Below are 17,659 nucleotides of genomic sequence, written 5' to 3' on the forward strand. Positions count from 1 at the left end.
AGACTTCGATCACGAGGCCCTATGAAACATTTCACCACCTATTTTGCTCTCGGCGCATTTGCCGCGCTTTCCGCGTGCAACTCGCAATCCGGTGAAACCCCTGCCGAAGATACGCCAATTCCAGCCGAAAGCGCTGCTCCGTCAGGAGAAGCCGCAGACGGGGATGAAAGCCAGGCGCCGGTCTCCATTCTTAGGCCTGAAATCGAACAACCAGCGGCGCCAGCACTGCCATTAGAACCCGTGACTATCACTATCGGTTTTCCCGAAGGGGGAAACACTCTGGGCGCAAGCGCAATCGCTGCGCTTGAAGAGCTGCTAACGACCGATCAAGTGACCAGTGGCGGCCAGATCACGTTACGCGCCCACAGTGATACAGAAGGCAGCGACGCTGCAAATATGCGATCATCGCGCGCCCGGGGCGACAAAGTGCGCGACTGGATGATCGACAAGGGTATCGATAAATCACGGATCACCGTGATTGCATTCGGAGAACAGAATCCGGCTCAGCCGAATGCCATGCCCGATGGGTCCCCTAACAAAGCGGGCCGTGCAGCCAATCGCCGCGTTGAAATCGAAGTTGCCGCGATTGCGGTAAACTCGCCCGTGATCGCGCCTGCGCCTACGTCTGATTAATCGGACGCATCGAGGCCCGCGACCAGCTCCAGAACGCGCTCTGCATATTCGGGCCGGCAAATCAGCAGGTCCGGCAGATAGGGGTCTGCCCGATTGTACCGGATCGGCGAACCGTCAATGCGTGAGCAGTGCAGCCCGTGGGCTGCCGCAACCGCTACAGGGGCGCAGCTATCCCATTCGTATTGGCCGCCTGAATGCAGGTAAATCTCGGCATCGCCGCGCACGACTGCCATGGCTTTGGCACCGGCACTGCCCATGCCGACCAATTCGCCGCCCATTGCTTCTGAAACGGCGACTGCTTCTTTCGCCGGACGCGTCCGGCTGACCAGAAAACGCGGTGCAGAGGCCGGTTTGGGCAGTTCATGTATTTGATCAGTGCGCATCACCGTGCCGCCATCGAGGCCGGGTAGAGCAACCGCCCCAATGGTCGCCACGCCGCCAATTGAAAGGCCGACATGGACCGCCCAATCGCTGCGCTGTTCGCCATATTCGCGGGTGCCATCGACTGGATCAATGATCCACACGCGCTCCATTTTGAGCCGCTCCGCATCGTCCTTTTCCTCTTCGGACAGCAGGCCGTCTTCTGGACGCTGCGCTTTCAACGCATGGACCAGGAATTCGTTGGCGGTCGCGTCGCCCGCTTTACCCAATGCCTTGCCTTCAAAAGCCCCGCTGTCGCGCACTTCGATCAGGATGCGGCCAGCCACTTCGGCAAGATGGGAGGCAAGTTCTGCGTCGGTCATGGGGGCTTTGCTCATTTCAGCGGTAGAATTTGCTTGATGATATATTCGGCTGCTTCGACCGGCGTCATATCTACGGTGTTGACCGTGATCTCAGCATTTTCCGGCTCTTCATACGGACTATCAATCCCGGTGAAGTTTTTCAGCTGACCGCTGCGTGCCTTTTTATAGAGGCCTTTCACGTCGCGCTGCTCCGCCACTTCGAGAGGCGTATCCACGAACACTTCGATAAACTCGCCTTCCGGGATCATTTCGCGAACGAGCCGCCGCTCTGCACGGAAGGGCGAGATAAAGGCGGTAAGCACGATGAGGCCGGCGTCAGTCATCAGTTTGGCGACTTCACCGATGCGGCGGATATTCTCGATCCGATCGGTCTCGGTAAAGCCCAAATCCTTGTTCAGGCCATGCCGCACATTGTCCCCGTCCAGCAGGAATGTGTGGCGGTTCATCAGCGCAAGCTGTTTCTCGACCTCATTCGCGATCGTGGATTTGCCCGATCCGGATAGTCCGGTGAACCAGAGCACGCGCGGCGTCTGGTTCTTCATCCGGCCGTGATCTTCACGGGTGATCGTGGTCGGCTGCCAATGCACGTTTTGTGCGCGGCGGAGACTGAAATGCAGCATCCCTGCACCGACCGTCGCATTCGTGAATTTGTCGATCAGGATGAAGCCGCCGAGCTGGCGACTGGATTCATACGGTTCAAACGTGATGGGGCGGTCGGTGGCGATCTCTGCGACACCGATTGAATTGAGCTCAAGCGTTTTGGCCGCAAGATGTTCGAATGAATTGACGTCGACTTCGTGTTTTGGGGGCTGGACCGTGGCGGTGACCATCTGCGATCCGAGTTTCAGCCAATATCCGCGCCCCGGCTTAAGCGCGGCTTCATCCATCCAGACGATGGTTGCTTCAAACTGGTCTGATGCCTCTGGCGGGTCGCCTGCTGCCGCGATTACATCGCCGCGGCTACAATCGACCTCGTCATTCAGCGTAAGGGTGACAGATTGCCCGGCAACCGCCTCGTCCAGATCGCCATCGAACGTCGCGATGGATTTAACAGTGCTGGTTTTGCCAGCAGGAACAATCCGCACCGGATCTCCCGGTTTGATAGAGCCGCTTGCGATCAGGCCGGCAAAGCCCCGGAAATCGAGATTGGGCCGGTTCACCCATTGCACAGGCATCCTGAAAGAGCGTTCTTGCGCCGCAGTGTTGGCAAGTTCGACATTTTCCAGATGATTGATCAGCGCCGGTCCGGAATACCACGGAGTGTTGCTGGATGGCGCGCCATCAGCTTTTGCCGTGATATTGTCACCCTTGAACCCCGAAATCGGGATGGCTGTGAATTCTTCGATCCCAACCTCTTTGGCAAAGGCGGTATAGTCATCAACGATGGCATCGAATGTCGCCTGATCGTAATCGACCAGATCCATCTTGTTCACGGCCAGAACGACATGTTTGATGCCAAGCAAATGGACCAGATAGCTGTGGCGGCGGGTCTGAACCAGCACACCTTTGCGTGCATCCACGAGGATAACCGCAAGATCAGCGGTCGAAGCGCCGGTGACCATATTGCGCGTATATTGTTCATGGCCGGGCGTGTCCGCGACGATGAATTTACGCTTTTCGGTGGTGAAGAAACGGTAGGCTACATCGATTGTGATGCCCTGTTCGCGTTCCGCCGCAAGGCCATCCACCAGCAAGGCAAAATCAATCTCCTCGCCCTGTGTGCCGACTTTTTTACTGTCGCTTTCCAAAATGGCCAACTGGTCTTCAAAGATCATCTTTGAATCGTACAGCAGCCGTCCGATCAAGGTTGATTTGCCATCATCCACGCTGCCGCATGTGATGAACCGCATCAGGCTTTTATGCTGATGCTGGTCCAGATAGGCATCGATGTCCTCGGCAATGAGGCTGTCGACCTGAAAGCTGGAATCCCGAGTGGTCATCAGAAATACCCCTCTTGCTTTTTGTCTTCCATCGAAGCGGATTGCCCTTTGTCGATCGCGCGGCCCTGCCGTTCGGATCCGGTAGCCAGCAGCATTTCCTGAATGATCAGGCTCATATCTGTCGCCTCGCTCTCGGTCGCGCCGGTCAGCGGGTAACAGCCAAGCGTACGGAAACGGACCGAGCGCTCTACCGGCTCTTCACCGGCTTCAAAACGGAACCGGTCATCGTCGACCACCAGGATAAGGCCATCGCGCGTGACCGTTGGGCGTTTCTGCGAAAGATACAGCGGAACAATGTCAATCTTTTCGAGCGCAATATACTGCCAGATGTCCAGCTCGGTCCAGTTGGATATCGGAAAGACGCGGATGCTTTCATCTTTGTTTTTCTTGGAGTTGTAGAGATTCCACAGCTCTGGCCGCTGGTTTTTCGGGTCCCACCGGTGGGACGCGGTCCGGAAACTGAATACCCGCTCTTTGGCCCGCGCTTTTTCCTCGTCGCGCCGGCCGCCGCCAAAGGCTGCGTCAAATTTATGCTCGGTCAGTGCCCGTTTGAGCGGATCGGTCAGCTGCGCCTGGCTGTACAGCGCGCTGCCGGTGTCAAAGGGATTGATACCCTGTTCTTCGGCTTCGTCATTTTGAGCCACAATCAATTCGAGATCGTATTCCTTCACCGTCTTGTCGCGGTGATCGAGCAGGTCCTTAAAGTCCCATCCGGATGCCACATGCAACATCGGAAACGGCGGCGGCGAAGGATAAAACGCCTTGCGCGCCAGATGCAGCATCACGGAAGAATCTTTGCCAACCGAATACAGCATGACGGGGTTTTCCGCTTCGGCGACAACCTCGCGGAAAATATGGATGCTTTCGGCTTCGAGCCGTTCGAGATGAGTTAAGCTACGCATGCCCATGCGCCTAAGGGTTGCACTGCACAATACAAGTCAAGATTTGCTTGCGCGCCTGCAATTCAGGCTCTTTGCAAGGGTTGGGCTGCCGGCGCTGCTCCAACGAATACGATTGCGCAGGCCACCGGTTCTGCAAATGCGGTAAGGCGGCTTGGAGCGGGTAAGGGGAATCGAACCCCTCTAGCTAGCTTGGAAGGCTAGAGCATTACCACTATGCTATACCCGCATCCGAGGACTGCGCCTTTGCCATCATAGACGATGCTGCGTCAATCTGAAATGCGGGTCTGCATGCAGATGATTAGCCGACGGCCATATTGTCGATCAGACGGGTATTGCCGATCCTCGCAGCGACCAAAAGGCGCGCTGGCGCGTCCTTCAGGGCATCAAGCGGCTCCAGCGAAATTGCATCTGCCAGATCGGCGTAATCGACGCTTTCAAAGCCGGCCCCGAGCAAGGCATCCTCCAGTGCGGCCAGCGTTGGCGCGGTCTCCTGCCCCTCTTCGATTCGCGCAATTGCCTCTTTCATGGCGCGTGGCAGAGTGGCGGCCGCCGCGCGGTGCTCCTCGGACAAATACCGATTGCGGCTCGACATGGCGAGACCGTCGGCCTCGCGCACCGTTGGCACGCCAATGATCGAGCGCACATGCGGCAGCGAAAGATCAAGGTCACGCGCCATGGCTCTGATGACAGCGAGCTGTTGAAAATCCTTTTCGCCGAAAAATGCCATGTCTGGTTGAACCTGATTGAACAGTTTGCAGACAACCGTTGCCACACCATCGAAATGCCCCGGACGCGATGCGCCGCAAAAACCGGCGCTAACGTCGCTGATGGATATACTGGTGACAAAATTCTCGGGGCCGCCGGGATACATTTCCTCGACCGCCGGAGCCCATAAAAGCGCGCAGCCCTCACCCTCCAGCATGGCGGCATCGTGTTCCAATTGGCGCGGATACGCGTCGAGGTCTTCGCCCGGCCCGAATTGAGTAGGGTTTACAAAGATTGATGCGACCACATGGTCACACGCCTCACGCGCCCTGCGGATTAGGGTGAGATGCCCATCGTGCAGCGCACCCATGGTTGGGACCAAACCGATCGTCTGGCCACCAGTCCGCAATTTCGCGACCTTATTTCTCAACACATCGAGCGTGGTTGCAGATTGCACCTGTTGGCCTCCCCAGATAACGTCACAGCCGACATACACATCTCTCACCTCTCCTAACAAGCGCCGCCTTGATGCGCGCTCAGACCTTTGGACATAATTACTGCAATGGCTCAAACCGCCCACCGTATTGTCTTTGCGAATGAAAAAGGCGGGACAGGCAAATCAACCACCGCCGTTCATGTGGCCGTGGCACTGTCATATCTGGGAGCGCGCGTGACCGCACTCGATCTGGACCCGCGCCAGCGCACAACGCATCGCTATATGGAAAACCGTGTTGCGACGATGGAAAAGCGCGGCATCGAATTGCCGACTCCGCAATGCGAGGTGTTTCGCGGGCGAAGCGAACAGGCGTTGATGCTCGGCTTGGAGCGGCTTGAAAAGGATTGCGATTTTCTGATCATCGACAATCCGGGACGCGATGATCCCCTTGCCAGAACGGCGGCGGAAAATGCCGATACGCTGGTCACACCAATGAATGACAGCTTCGTTGATTTCGATTTGATCGGTCAGGTCGATGCAGAAACCTTCAAGGTCAAAAAGCTGTCTTTCTTTGCCGAGCTGATCTGGGAGGCGCGGATGAAACGGAGCCGGGCAACCGCTCAGGGCCAGCGCCCCGAGATGGATTGGGTGGTGGTGCGCAACCGCACCGGCCATGTCGAGGCCCGCAACATGGCGCGCATTGAACAGGCGCTGGCCGAAATGGCCAAGCGCGTCGGATTTCGCGTGACCCACGGCCTTTCGGAGCGGGTCATTTACCGCGAACTGTTCCCCTCGGGTCTGACGCTCCTCGATAAAGGGCACCTGGGCGAGCTGGGCACCAGCCACCTGATCGCCCGCCAGGAATTGCGCGCTTTGATCAAGTCGCTCAATCTGCCGGAAATTCCTCGCAGTTAAAAGCGATTGGCGTTAGCGTGCCGCCATGCTTCGCATTGTCATCATACTCGCCATTATTTGTATTCTGTTCCGCTGGGCTTTTGGCAAATGGCCATGGCAAGGGCTGAGGCTGGGGCAAGGGCTGGGGCAGGGCGGCAAAGCGACCCGCGGTCAGGCCGCGGTTCAGGCGCGCAAGCTGTTGGGCGTAGAACATGGCGCGGGCCGGGACGAAATCCTTGCCGCGCATAAGCGCCTGATCGCAATGGTCCACCCTGATAAAGGCGGGAGCAACGCCGCTGTGCACGAGGCTAATGATGCGCGCGATCTGTTGCTGAGCGAGCTGCCGGATCGCCGCACCGATATCGATCATGATGAATGATCGCGAAAATGAAACATTCTCCCTGCATCGAAGGCAAAGCATCGGAAGCCAAAGTATCGGATCGTAAAACGACCCCAACCTAGCCATTCATCAGAGCTGACAAGACAATAGGAACCCTCTCCCATGAATTATAATTTCGACCCGACCGTTCTGCGTGAATACGACATTCGCGGCATCATTGGCGAAACTCTTGGCCCTGATGATGCGCGCGCGATCGGGCGCAGTTTTGGCACCCTTTTGGGGCGTGCTGGCGGAAAGACGGTTGCTGTTGGGTATGATGGCCGCGTCAGCTCACCCATGCTCGAACATGCGCTGGTCGAAGGGCTCACCGCGAGCGGATGCGATGTTGTAAAGATCGGCATGGGGGCAACCCCGATGCTGTATTACGCCGAAGCCTCAAGCAAAGAGGTGGATGGCGGCATTCAGATAACTGGCAGCCACAATCCCCCCAATTACAACGGCTTCAAAATGGTATTTCAGGGGCGACCGTTTTTTGGGGCGGATATCCAGAAGCTCGGGGAGCTCGCTGCTGCGGGTGACTGGGCCGATGGTGCCGGCGCTGTCAGTTCGCGCGATATCATGGGCGAGTATGTCGAGCGTATGCTCGAAGGCCTCACCGGAATTGACCCCGCCAAGCTTTCCAGCCTGAAAGTCGGCTGGGATGCGGGAAATGGGGCTGCTGGTCCCGCGCTCGAGGCTCTTGCCGCAAAACTTCCCGGAGAGCACCATCTGCTTTTTACTGAAGTCGATGGACATTTTCCAAACCACCATCCTGATCCAACTGTTGAAGAGAACCTGGCCGATCTTCGGACGCTCGTCGCGGAGAAGAACCTCGATTTTGGAGTGGCTTTTGATGGTGATGGTGACCGTATCGGCGCGATCGACGGCGAAGGCCGCGTGATCTGGGGCGATCAATTGCTGATGATCTATGCAGAGGATCTTCTGACCACGCAGGGTGATACCTACCAAGGCGCAACGATTATCGCCGATGTTAAGGCGAGCCGGGCGCTGTTCGATCACGTCGAACAGCACGGCGGAAAGCCGCTGATGTGGAAAACAGGCCACTCGCTGATTAAGTCCAAAATGAAGGAAACTGGTTCGCCGCTGGCTGGCGAGATGAGTGGGCACGTCTTTTTTGCCGACACCTATTACGGTTTTGACGATGCACTGTATGCGGGCATCCGCTTGCTCGCGGCATCGGCGCGGCTGGGCAAGTCGGTCACCGAATTGCGCAGCGCCATGCCCGATATGCTCAACACCCCTGAAATGCGTTTTCAGGTTGATGAAGTGCGCAAATTCCCGGCGATGGCCGAAATCACCGAGCGGCTGACAACCAATCCCGATTCCAGCGTGGAGCAAGTGAACGCCACCGATGGCGTGCGGGTCAACACGAAAGACGGCTGGTGGTTGCTGCGCGCATCCAATACGCAGGATGTGCTTGTCGCCCGCGCGGAAAGCGATACGGAAGAGGGGCTAAACCGCTTGCTCGCCCAGATCGATGAGCAGCTGTCTCTGTCCGGCCTTGAGCGCGGGGAGAGCGTTGGTCATTGATTGGAATGAATGGACTGATGGAGAGACCGATGACCCGCACACACACACTGCTTTGCGCTGCCGCCGGCCTGGCGCTGGCCGCTCCGCTGCCCGCTTTGGCACAGGAAGACAGCGCGCAAACTGAGGCTGTCGAGACAGCCGGCGAAAGCGATGAAGCTGCACAGATGGATGCGATGCTGGCGGGTCTTGCCAGCATGTTTCCAGTGGAGCCTCTGACTGAAGATCAGCAGAGCCGCCTGCCGCAGGCGACCCGCATCGTTTCCAGCCTGATCCCTGAGGGAAGCATGGGCGAAATGATGGGTTCGATGTTCGAAGAAATGATCGAACCCATGATGTTGATGGGCGGTGCACCTTCGAATGCGACGGTGGCCAAGGCAATTGGTGTCGAGCCACTCGAACTGGCGGGGCTTGATGCTGAGCAATCGGCTGAACTGGCAAAGATGCTCGATCCCGCATGGGAAGAACGTCAGGCGCGTCAGATGGAGGTTTTTCCTGCAATGATGACCCAGATGATGTCGGCGATGGAACCCAGCATGCGCCGCGCCATGTCAGAGCTTTACGCAATCAATTTCAGCGCCAGCGAGTTGGACGAAATCGAAGCGTTTTTCGCCACTGAAACGGGTGCGAACTTTGCGCGCAAAAGCTTCACCATGTCGAGCGATCCACGGGTAATCTCTGCAAGCATGGAGGCCCTTCCTGCGATGATGCAATCCATCGGCGCGTTGGAAGGGCAGCTTTCCGATTTGACCGCAGATCTGCCAGCGCCGCGATCCTTTGCCGACCTGTCAGAGGCCGAACAAGAGCGCGTCACCGAGATGACCGGGTTTACGCGCGAAGAGATCGAAGCCCAGCTTGAAGCGGCGCAAGATACCGATTTTTGATCGCACCTTGCGAGAGGGGCGGTGAGCCGCCACATCTTTGGCTGTGAGCCAGCCCGCCCCTCCCACACTGCCTCCTGAAATACAGGCGTGGTTCGATGCGCGCGGATGGCGCGTGCGCCGGCATCAACACGATATGCTTTCCAAAGCGCGCGAAGGGCGTCACGCTCTGCTGGTCGCTGATACGGGCGCGGGCAAGACGCTTGCCGGGTTCCTGCCGACATTGTGCGATTTTGCGTCATCGGCGGGCGGCGCAGTGCATGATGGGCTGCACACGCTGTATGTTTCGCCTCTGAAAGCGCTGGCGCAGGATGTGAAGCGGAACCTGTTGACCCCGATCGAAGAGATCGGTCTGCCGATAAAGGTTGAAACGCGCAGCGGCGATACGCCTTCCAATCGGAAAAAACGCCAGCGCGAACGGCCTCCGCATGTCTTGCTGACGACACCGGAAAGCCTGTCTCTATTGCTGTCCTATCCCGAGAGCGCTGATCTGTTTGCGGGGCTGAAACGGGTGGTGATTGACGAGGTTCATGCATTTGCCACGGGCAAACGCGGTGATCTGTTGGCGCTCGCACTGGCGCGGTTGCAGGCAATCTCGCCTGAGCTTCAGCGCGTGGCTTTGTCTGCAACGCTGGCGAATCCGCTGAGTTTTCAGGAATGGCTTTGCCCTCAGCTCGATGATGGCACCGGAGAGATCCGCGCGGCCGATCTGGTGCTGGGCGAAACCGGCGCTGCCCCCGAAGTGGAAATCCTGCTGCCGATCGAAGAGCGCGTTCCGTGGGGCGGCCACGCGGGGCGCTGGGCCGTGGGGCAATTATACGAAGCCATCAAAGCCAACCGTACGACGCTGATTTTCACCAACACGCGGTTTTTGGCTGAGTTTATCTTTCAATGCCTGTGGGAGGAAAACGAGGATCACCTGCCGATAGGGGTGCATCACGGCAGTCTTTCGACAGAGGCGCGGCGCAAGGTGGAAGACGCGATGGCTCGGGGCGAGCTGCGCGCATTGGTCGCCACGGCCAGTCTCGATCTGGGTGTGGACTGGGGTGATATTGATCTGGTGGTCCAGATGGGCGCGCCCAAAGGTTCGTCTCGTCTGTTGCAGAGGATCGGGCGCGCCGGACACCGGTTGGACACCGCGAGCCGGGCTGTGCTGGTACCGGGCAACCGGTTCGAATTTCTCGAAGCGATGGCGGCAAAGGATGCCGTCGACGAAGGGCAGCGCGACGGAGAGGAATTTCGCGCTGGAGGTCTGGATGTGTTGGCCCAGCATGTGATGGCCTGCGCGTGCGCAGGGCCGTTTAACGAGGACGATCTGCTATCCGAAATCCGGTCCAGTCTGGCGTATTCCTGGGTCGATAAAACGGGCTTGCAGCGCGTTCTCTCCTTTGTCGAGAGCGGCGGTTATGCGCTTAGGGCGTATGACAAATTCAGGCGGATCGTTCGCGGCAAGGACGGTGTCTGGCGCCTTTCGCATCCTGATCAGGCGCAGCGTCACCGGATGAATGCCGGGATCATCGTCGATAGCGAAATGTTGATGGTGCGGTTTAAAAACGGCCGTAAACTGGGCAAAGTCGAAGAACGATTTGCAGCCCAGCTATCGGCCGGTGATACCTTCTTTTTCGCCGGAATGAGCCTTGAGGTGGAAGTGATCAAGGATATGGATGTGGTCGTGCGCGCGGCAAAGAAAAGCGCGACGATCCCTTCCTATGGCGGGCTGCGATTGCCGCTGACCACGCATTTGTCGGGCCGGGTTCAGGAAATGTTGAGCGACCGTGCCGGGTGGGGCCGGTTTCCCGATGATGTACGCGAATGGCTGGAGGTGCAGGATTATCGCAGCATCATGCCTGCGCCGGGCCAATTGCTGGTCGAGAGTTTCCCGCGGGCGGGCAAGCATTACACGACCTATTATACGTTCGAGGGATGGAACGCGAATCAGTCGCTCGGGATGCTGATCACGCGGCGGATGGAAGACCGCGGCCTGATGCCGGGCGGGTTTGTGGCCAATGATTACTGCCTCGCGGTGTGGGGTTTAAAGCCGGTGGATGATCCTAAACCGCTCCTTTCGCCCGATATCCTGACGCATGAATTCACCGAGTGGGTGACCGAGAGCCACCTGCTCCGCCGCGCGTTTCGCGAAGTTGCCGTTATCAGCGGCCTTGTGGAGCGCCAGCATCCAGGAAAGCGGAAGACTGGCAAGCAAGTGACGTTTTCAACCGACCTGATCTACGATGTGCTCAAGAAATACGAGCCCGATCACGTTCTGATCGAGGCGGCCTGGGCCGATGCGCGCGCACGGATGACGGATGTTGGCAGATTGGCCGATCTGCTCGAACGTTCGCAGCGCGAACTGGTCCACATCGAGCTGGACCGTGTTTCACCGCTGGCGGTGCCTGTGATGACGATGATTGGACGCGAAGCTGTACCTCAGGGCGGGGTTGACGATGAGCTGCTGATCGAGGCGGAAACGCTTGCCGGAGAGGCGATGCGGATCGGGCCGGAATAGGGGCCAATCAACAAGGCATAGCCAAGATTTTGTTTGCAGATTTCGGGCAAAAGAAAAGGGGCGAACCCGAATGGGCCGCCCCTTTTTGTGTTCGTATGCGGGTCCGATGAACCCGGGCAAGCGTTACTTACCAAATACGCGGTACTTTTCGTTGCCGACAAAACCGAACTTCGTCACGCCAGACACTTTGATGATCTGCAGCACGCGGGCTGACAATTCATAGCTTGCCTGACCTTCAGGTTCGAACTGCAATTCCGGCTCGGTCGCAAATGCCAACGATTCTTGCAGCAAGGTCACCAATTGACCCTGGCTAATTGGATTACCATTCCAAAGAATTTGATCGGTTGGTGTCAGAACAAGCTTGTTCTTGATCGGATCAACCTGAACATCCTGTGGCGGTGGGTTTCCCTGCGGAAGATCAATATCAACCGAGTGCGTTGCCACCGGAATGGTGATGATAAACATGATCAGTAGAACGAGCAAAACGTCGATCAACGGAGTCATGTTCATGTCGAGCATTGGCTCGCCGTCCAGCTTGCCTCCTGCCATACCCATAGTCGTTACTCCTTAAACTGTGTGAGCCGGATTAGCCGTTTGGATCGACCGGGTTCGAAATGAAGCCGACGGTTGGATAACCGGCTGCCTGCACGTTGTAGATCGCGCCAGCAACACAGCGCCAAGGCGCATTCTTATCGGCCCGGATGTGAACCTGCGGGATCCGCTCTGGATCTTCCATGATCGCTTCTGGTCCGCCAGCCGCCTGAACGATTGCATCGAGACGCGCAAACGCCTGATCATAAAGTTCTTCGGACGATACCGGCGCGATATTGTTGAAATAGATCCGGCATTCGCCAGTTCTTGTCGCGCCTGTAAAACCGGTTCGGACCGTGCTGGCAGTTTTGCCGCTCTCATCGGTGGTGCTGATCGTGAGCAGAAGATTTTCGTTCTTGTTCTTCGACTCAACCGATTCGAAAATCGGAATTTCAAGCTGTTCGATCGTCTGAATCGCAACCGGAACCGCGATGAGGAAGATGATCAGGAGCACGAGCATCACGTCCACCAGTGGGGTGGTGTTGATGTCCGACATGGGCGTTTCACCGCCTCCCATCGAAATCGCCATTGCCTAATTCCTATCCCTAAAAAGTAATATGATTCTGTGGTGTAAGGTGGGGCCGGTCACTGATGACCAGCCCCAGTACAATCCTCAGAAATTAGGCCTTCTTCGCTGGTGCCGGCTTGGCAGCAGGCTTTGCAGCCGGGGCCGCAACAGCAGGCTTAACCGCGCCGTTCGATCCGATGAACGCTACGATGTCGTTCGAGAAATCGGTCATCAGAGCGTTGATGCGGCGGTTGCGCGACTGCAGCCAGTTAAAGGCAAGCACGGCAGGAACAGCAACCAGAAGACCAATCGCGGTCATGATCAGCGCTTCACCAACCGGGCCAGCAACTTTATCGATCGAAGCAGAACCTTCGATACCGATGTTGATCAGCGCGCGGTAAATACCGATCACCGTACCCAGCAGACCGATAAACGGTGCAGTAGCACCAACCGACGCGAGGAACGACAGACCGCCGGAAAGCGACTGGTTGATGGTGTCTTGCGAGTGAGCGAGTTCTTCTTCGACGAAGTGAATCTCGTTGCCGGCACCTTCCATTTTGGAGTGGTGCTCTTGAGCGGTCACAGCATCATCAGCGAGCTGGCGCCATGCACTGTTCTTCTCCAGCTTGGTCGCGCCTTCTTTAAGCGAAGGAGCGCGCCAGAATGCGGTGCGAACGCCATTATACTGTTTCATCACCTTGTTCTGTTCAAAGAGCTTGGTGAAGAGAATGTAGAACGAGCCGACTGACATGATGACCATGACAGCAAGGATCGACCAAGCGACCGGGCCGCCTTCTTCCATGGCTTTCCAAAAGCCGAATTCGTTGACCGGCGCTTCAGCGGCGGCAGCCGTAAGAGTGTAAAGGTTCATTGCGAGTAGTCCTCTTGAAAAATCTTTTATCCCAGCGATCGAAACCTTTCCAGAAGGTTGCGATCAGAGTGCGTTATCAATTCAAACGATACGTGATCCGCGTGGCATATCTGCCCGTGGTCGGGTTTCCGGCATCGTTAAGAGCCGGGTTAAACCGAGCGTATCGCTCCATCCCTTTGCAGGCTGCATCGTCAAGGATGCTCGAACCGCTTGAGGCCGTAACCGAACAGCCGGTTGCGCGGCCATCTGGTGTAACAGTGACGCTGACGCCGACTGTACCCTCAATCTCTTCGCGAAGTGCACGCGAGGGATAGTTTTCTTGAATGCGAGCGGCCCAGCGACCTTCACCCCGTGTCGTCGCTCCACGAGCCTTTGAAGGCGGCGGTGGTGGCGGCGGCGGTGCCGGTGCGGCAACAGGAGCAGGCGGCGGAATAACCAAAGCCGGTGGTGACGGCGGTGGAATCGTAGGCTGCGTCTGTATCGCCGGCGGTGCCGGCGCAATGCTAATGGGCGGCGGAGGCGCTACCGGCGGCGGCGGGGCAGTTTCCTGCTCTGGCGGCGGCGGTGGTTCATCCGGTTCTTCAGGGGGCGGGGGCTCCTCAATGTCAATCGTGGTAACCCGCTCAGCGATCTCTTTCACGGCCGAAATGGCCAGACCCGAGATGAGCAAATACCCGATCAACACATGGATCAACGCCACGATGATAATGGAAGTAACCTTACTTCCACTCATTTGTTGGTCAGCGTAGGCCATCCAGTCGCTTTCTCTCCATCACACAGGCCGGTGGACATACCGGCGCAAATTCTCACGCAAGGGCCGAATCAGGTTCTACCGAATCGGACCACAAAAGCGTGAATCCCAGAATATTGAACCTCGCGGTTCAGAAGCCAACATATCAATATGCTGACCAGTCCCTTTCCCGCGAGACACATGATGCAAACCTTGCATCAAGTGTTTTGTTTCTGTGCGAACGATGTCCCCGAAAACCGCACAGACGATGTTGGCCTTAACGGTCAACCCGTAGGCAATCAAACGCTTTATCGGTTCAGACGCGATTCACTGCACGGGTTTTCAAGTGGTTCGGCATATGTGAATAGCGCCGAATGCGGCACAGGATTTATCGACGATGACACTCATTAACCGAAATTTAAGACATAAATTCAGACGCCTATGGGCTTTGCCAATTGCTGGTGCCTTGGCCGCGGCAATCGCCGGACCGGCTGCCGCGCAAAATTCTGGTGACACGCGAATTAGCGCGGCTGATCAGGCCACATATGTTGATCTTGTGACTTTGGCCGAGCGCAGCGAGCTTGTCATTCGCGCCGAGATTCGTCGCCAAACGCAAGTTCCGGCGGAGCGCGCTCCGCGCCTGCAACCGGGTTTTGCGCGTCTTTACATAGAGGCAGAGACGCAGGCGTTGATTGCCGGCAGAAGCGCAATCGGACAATCGCTGGTCTATCTTGTCGACGTTCCACTGACGGTGAAAGGTAAGCCGCCGAAACTGAAAAAGCGCACCATGGTGCTGTTTGCCAACACAGTTCCAGGCCGCACCCAATCTTCGCGAGGGACAGAAATCCAGTTGGCCGCCAAGAACGCGCAGCTCGATTACAGTCCCGCGTTTGAGGCCCGCTTGCGCCCGGTTCTGGCGTCGCTTGCGGAGGCTGATTTGCCGCCAAAGATAACGGGCATCGCCGATGCTTTGGCGGTCCCCGGAACACTGGCAGGCGAATCGGAAACCCAGATATTCCTTGAAACGTTGGACCGCTCGCCCGTTTCGATCACCGTTTTGCGGCGTCCCGGCCAGCCCCCCGTCTGGGGGGTGTCGTGGGGCGAGATAGTCGATTCGGCGGCGCGAGCGCCGGCGCGCGGGACGCTGCGATGGTACCGTCTTGCCTGTTCGCTTCCCGATGAATTGCCGAGCCGTGCCAATCTCGCGCGTGATCCGGCGGCACGCAGGTTGGCTGCCACGGACTACCGATTGGTTGTTGACGGGTTGGGTGCCTGTGACCGCGCCATCACCGAGGCGGGCTAACCAAAATCGGGTGGGGCCAAGCACGGCTTATTCCCTGACAAGACAAATTGAGTTCCGCCAGCGTGCTTGCGCGTGTAGGGGCTCGCGCCAAGACAGCACCTGCTGAACTCAAAACAGGGACCGAATTCTGTGACATTTTTGACCGATACCCAGCCTTTGCGCATCGCCATTGCCGGTCTTGGCACCGTTGGGGCCGGCGTGATCCGTCTCCTCGGCACGAACCGCGATCTGATTGCTGCAAGAGCGGGCCGCGCGATTGAGGTGGTTGCAGTCAGCGCAAGGGACCGAAGCACCGACCGCGGCGTGGATTTATCAGGCTACGCTTGGGAAGACGATATGAGCGCGCTTGCCGCCCGCGATGATATCGACGTGTTGGTCGAGCTTGTAGGAGGTTCGGACGGCCCGGCGCTTGCTGCTTCTCGCGCAGCTTTATCTGCGGGCAAGGGTCTCGTCACCGCGAACAAGGCAATGATCGCGCATCATGGATTGCAACTGGCCGAGTTGGCTGAAAACGCGCGTGTCCCGTTAAAGTTTGAAGCGGCCGTGGCAGGCGGCATTCCTGTGGTTAAAGGCCTGCGCGAAGGCACCAGCGCCAATGCCTTGACCAAGGTTTACGGCATTCTCAACGGTACTTGTAATTACATCCTGTCGGAGATGGAGGAAACGGGGGCCGACTTTGCTGATACCCTCGCCGAGGCGCAAAGGCTTGGTTACGCCGAAGCCGATCCGACCTTTGATATCGAAGGGATTGATGCTGCTCACAAGCTCGCGATCCTGGCTGCCATCGGGTTCGGCGCGAAAGTAGATTTCGACGCGGTCCATATTAGCGGCATCGTTCAGGTTCGCGCCGCTGACATCGCTCAGGCCGATGCCCTTGGGTTTGTCATCCGATTGATTGCGCAGGCCGATGTTGAAGGCGAAGGAGCGAATGCGAAGTTGCTCCAACGTGTCCGCCCCTGTCTTGTGGCCAAGGATCACCCTTTGGCCTCGGTCGACGGGCCAACCAATGCAGTGGTCGCAGAGGGCAATTTTTCGGGCCGACTGCTGTTTCAAGGCGCCGGCGCCGGCGAAGGCCCAACCGCAAGCGCTGTTGTCGCCGATCTGATCGATATTGCCCGCAGTGAAGTGGGTGCGCCATTCTCGATCCCTGTTGCGCAGCTCACGCCGCTTGCTCCGGCGGAGCCAGGCAATCGTATGGAGCGCAACTATCTGCGCTTTACGGTCAATGATCGCCCCGGTGTGCTGGCCGAGATCACCGCCGCTATGCGTGATGCAGATGTTTCGATCGAAAGCCTGATCCAGCAGGGCCGCGCCAATCAGGGCGGTGATGTGCTGGTGGCGATGGTGACCCACGAAGGCCCCGAGGCGAATGTGCGCCGCGCGCTCGACCTGTTGGAGGGGTCTGACAGTTTAACCGGTGAGCCGCTGGTCCTGCCGATTCTACCGAACTGAATCAGTTGGGAGCGGGCGGAAGCGGCCGCGCTTCCAATCCGAGCCGGCTGCGGCGTTCGGCGATTTGTTCCGGTGTCGGCTCACTGTTTTTGCCAAGCGGCGGGAGGCCCCGCGCAATCCTGTCTGCATCCGAGCCTTCGGGCGCTTGTGGCAAGGCTTCGACGTCGATGAAAATCGCGGGCGGCGGGACGCTTCCGATACTGATCGGATTGCCGTGATTGGGGATGCCGAACGTGTCAGGCGTTCCGCCACCTTTCGTGCGCTGTGCGTAACCCTTTTGCCATTCTTCCTTGTTCCATGATCCGTCGCTTGCCTGACCCAGCTGGCGACATACGATAATCTCATTCACGATCCGCGCTGCATCTGCCTCTTCTTTGCAATCTTCTTCGAGCAGCCGATCGGATTCGCTGCGCGGAACGGTCACTGACAAATCGATAGTAAAAGGAGGGGCTGATTCTGGCGCGTCATCACGTTCCTGCGAAGCGCTTTCGCTTTGCGCAGCGACAGGCATTGTAAAGCCAGCCAGCACCGCAAGTCCCACCAGGATCGTGGAAAAGCGCCGGCCAGATGCAGCATTACTCGACAACCGCACCTCCTTAGGCTTAAGCGCAACGCGCATACCAATGCACACCGTTAA

At 57.8% G+C, this 17,659-nt stretch carries 17 protein-coding genes and 1 tRNA gene; 8 read left to right on the forward strand and 10 right to left on the reverse strand.

Translation table 11 applies throughout. From position 1 onward, the window contains the following. The first annotated feature begins 21 nt into the window (after nucleotides 1-21). The gene (locus FGU71_RS06085) at nucleotides 22-633 is read left to right on the forward strand and encodes an OmpA family protein (protein WP_142787733.1); all 612 of its coding nucleotides are present in this window, start codon (nucleotides 22-24) and stop codon (nucleotides 631-633) included. On the opposite strand, the gene FGU71_RS06090 is transcribed toward FGU71_RS06085, so the two are convergent. From FGU71_RS06090 to panC, 5 genes are all read right to left on the reverse strand, one after another. Further along, nucleotides 630-1,376, reverse strand: coding sequence for a 3'(2'),5'-bisphosphate nucleotidase CysQ (locus tag FGU71_RS06090; protein ID WP_185960210.1), 747 nt, complete (start codon nucleotides 1,374-1,376; stop codon nucleotides 630-632). The genes FGU71_RS06085 and FGU71_RS06090 overlap by 4 nt on opposite strands. A gap of 11 nt (nucleotides 1,377-1,387) precedes the next feature. Next, complete coding sequence (gene cysN / locus FGU71_RS06095) at nucleotides 1,388-3,316, reverse strand: sulfate adenylyltransferase subunit CysN (RefSeq protein WP_142787735.1); 1,929 nt, start codon at nucleotides 3,314-3,316, stop codon at nucleotides 1,388-1,390. After that, entirely contained in the window at nucleotides 3,316-4,218 is a 903-nt protein-coding gene (gene cysD / locus FGU71_RS06100) for a sulfate adenylyltransferase subunit CysD (RefSeq protein WP_142787736.1), read from the reverse strand. Before cysD ends, cysN begins: the two co-directional genes overlap by 1 nt. 152 nt (nucleotides 4,219-4,370) lie before the next feature. Beyond that, nucleotides 4,371-4,444, reverse strand: a tRNA-Gly gene (locus tag FGU71_RS06105). A gap of 72 nt (nucleotides 4,445-4,516) precedes the next feature. Continuing rightward, nucleotides 4,517-5,380 carry a pantoate--beta-alanine ligase gene (gene panC, locus FGU71_RS06110; RefSeq protein ID WP_142787737.1) on the reverse strand — a complete coding sequence of 288 codons (864 nt, stop codon included), beginning with the start codon at nucleotides 5,378-5,380 and terminating at the stop codon, nucleotides 4,517-4,519. Nucleotides 5,381-5,485: 105 nt separating this feature from the next. Here panC and FGU71_RS06115 point away from each other — a divergent pair, with 105 nt between their 5' ends. The 5 genes from FGU71_RS06115 (at nucleotide 5,486) to FGU71_RS06135 (ending at nucleotide 11,567) form a co-directional block, all read left to right on the forward strand. Beyond that, nucleotides 5,486-6,274, forward strand: coding sequence for a division plane positioning ATPase MipZ (locus tag FGU71_RS06115; RefSeq protein WP_142787738.1), 789 nt, complete (start codon nucleotides 5,486-5,488; stop codon nucleotides 6,272-6,274). Nucleotides 6,275-6,299: 25 nt separating this feature from the next. Beyond that, nucleotides 6,300-6,632, forward strand: a complete 333-nt coding sequence (locus FGU71_RS06120; protein WP_142787739.1) for a J domain-containing protein — start codon at nucleotides 6,300-6,302, stop codon at nucleotides 6,630-6,632. 123 nt (nucleotides 6,633-6,755) lie between these two features. Continuing rightward, nucleotides 6,756-8,183: a phosphoglucomutase/phosphomannomutase PgmG gene (pgmG, locus tag FGU71_RS06125; protein ID WP_142787740.1), complete on the forward strand. Its 1,428-nt coding sequence runs from the start codon at nucleotides 6,756-6,758 to the stop codon at nucleotides 8,181-8,183. Nucleotides 8,184-8,212: 29 nt separating this feature from the next. Further along, nucleotides 8,213-9,064 carry a DUF2059 domain-containing protein gene (locus FGU71_RS06130; protein ID WP_185960211.1) on the forward strand — a complete coding sequence of 284 codons (852 nt, stop codon included), beginning with the start codon at nucleotides 8,213-8,215 and terminating at the stop codon, nucleotides 9,062-9,064. Between the two features lie 43 nt (nucleotides 9,065-9,107). Then, nucleotides 9,108-11,567, forward strand: a complete 2,460-nt coding sequence (locus FGU71_RS06135) for a ligase-associated DNA damage response DEXH box helicase (protein ID WP_142787742.1) — start codon at nucleotides 9,108-9,110, stop codon at nucleotides 11,565-11,567. Between the two features lie 123 nt (nucleotides 11,568-11,690). Here FGU71_RS06135 and FGU71_RS06140 read toward each other — a convergent pair whose 3' ends face one another. From FGU71_RS06140 to FGU71_RS06155, 4 genes are all read right to left on the reverse strand, one after another. Continuing rightward, on the reverse strand, nucleotides 11,691-12,122 hold the full coding sequence (locus FGU71_RS06140; protein ID WP_142787743.1) for an ExbD/TolR family protein: 432 nt from the start codon (nucleotides 12,120-12,122) through the stop codon (nucleotides 11,691-11,693). A 31-nt stretch (nucleotides 12,123-12,153) separates the two neighbouring features. Beyond that, complete coding sequence (locus tag FGU71_RS06145) at nucleotides 12,154-12,687, reverse strand: ExbD/TolR family protein (RefSeq protein ID WP_185960212.1); 534 nt, start codon at nucleotides 12,685-12,687, stop codon at nucleotides 12,154-12,156. 91 nt (nucleotides 12,688-12,778) lie between these two features. Next, nucleotides 12,779-13,537 (reverse strand): MotA/TolQ/ExbB proton channel family protein, encoded by a 759-nt coding sequence (locus FGU71_RS06150; protein WP_142787744.1) that lies wholly within the window; start codon nucleotides 13,535-13,537, stop codon nucleotides 12,779-12,781. A 76-nt stretch (nucleotides 13,538-13,613) separates the two neighbouring features. Further along, on the reverse strand, nucleotides 13,614-14,270 hold the full coding sequence (locus FGU71_RS06155) for an energy transducer TonB (RefSeq protein ID WP_142787745.1): 657 nt from the start codon (nucleotides 14,268-14,270) through the stop codon (nucleotides 13,614-13,616). Between the two features lie 394 nt (nucleotides 14,271-14,664). Between FGU71_RS06155 and FGU71_RS06160 the strand changes: the two genes are divergently transcribed. Next, the gene (locus tag FGU71_RS06160) at nucleotides 14,665-15,570 is read left to right on the forward strand and encodes a hypothetical protein (protein WP_234035667.1); all 906 of its coding nucleotides are present in this window, start codon (nucleotides 14,665-14,667) and stop codon (nucleotides 15,568-15,570) included. Between the two features lie 129 nt (nucleotides 15,571-15,699). Further along, a complete protein-coding gene (locus tag FGU71_RS06165; RefSeq protein ID WP_407644397.1) occupies nucleotides 15,700-17,022 on the forward strand; it encodes a homoserine dehydrogenase in 1,323 nt (440 codons plus the stop codon). 1 nt (nucleotide 17,023) lies between these two features. Here FGU71_RS06165 and FGU71_RS06170 read toward each other — a convergent pair whose 3' ends face one another. Beyond that, the gene (locus FGU71_RS06170) at nucleotides 17,024-17,608 is read right to left on the reverse strand and encodes a hypothetical protein (protein WP_142787746.1); all 585 of its coding nucleotides are present in this window, start codon (nucleotides 17,606-17,608) and stop codon (nucleotides 17,024-17,026) included. Nucleotides 17,609-17,659: the final 51 nt, after the last annotated feature.

Source organism: Erythrobacter insulae, assembly GCF_007004095.1.
Taxonomy (GTDB): domain Bacteria; phylum Pseudomonadota; class Alphaproteobacteria; order Sphingomonadales; family Sphingomonadaceae; genus Erythrobacter; species Erythrobacter insulae.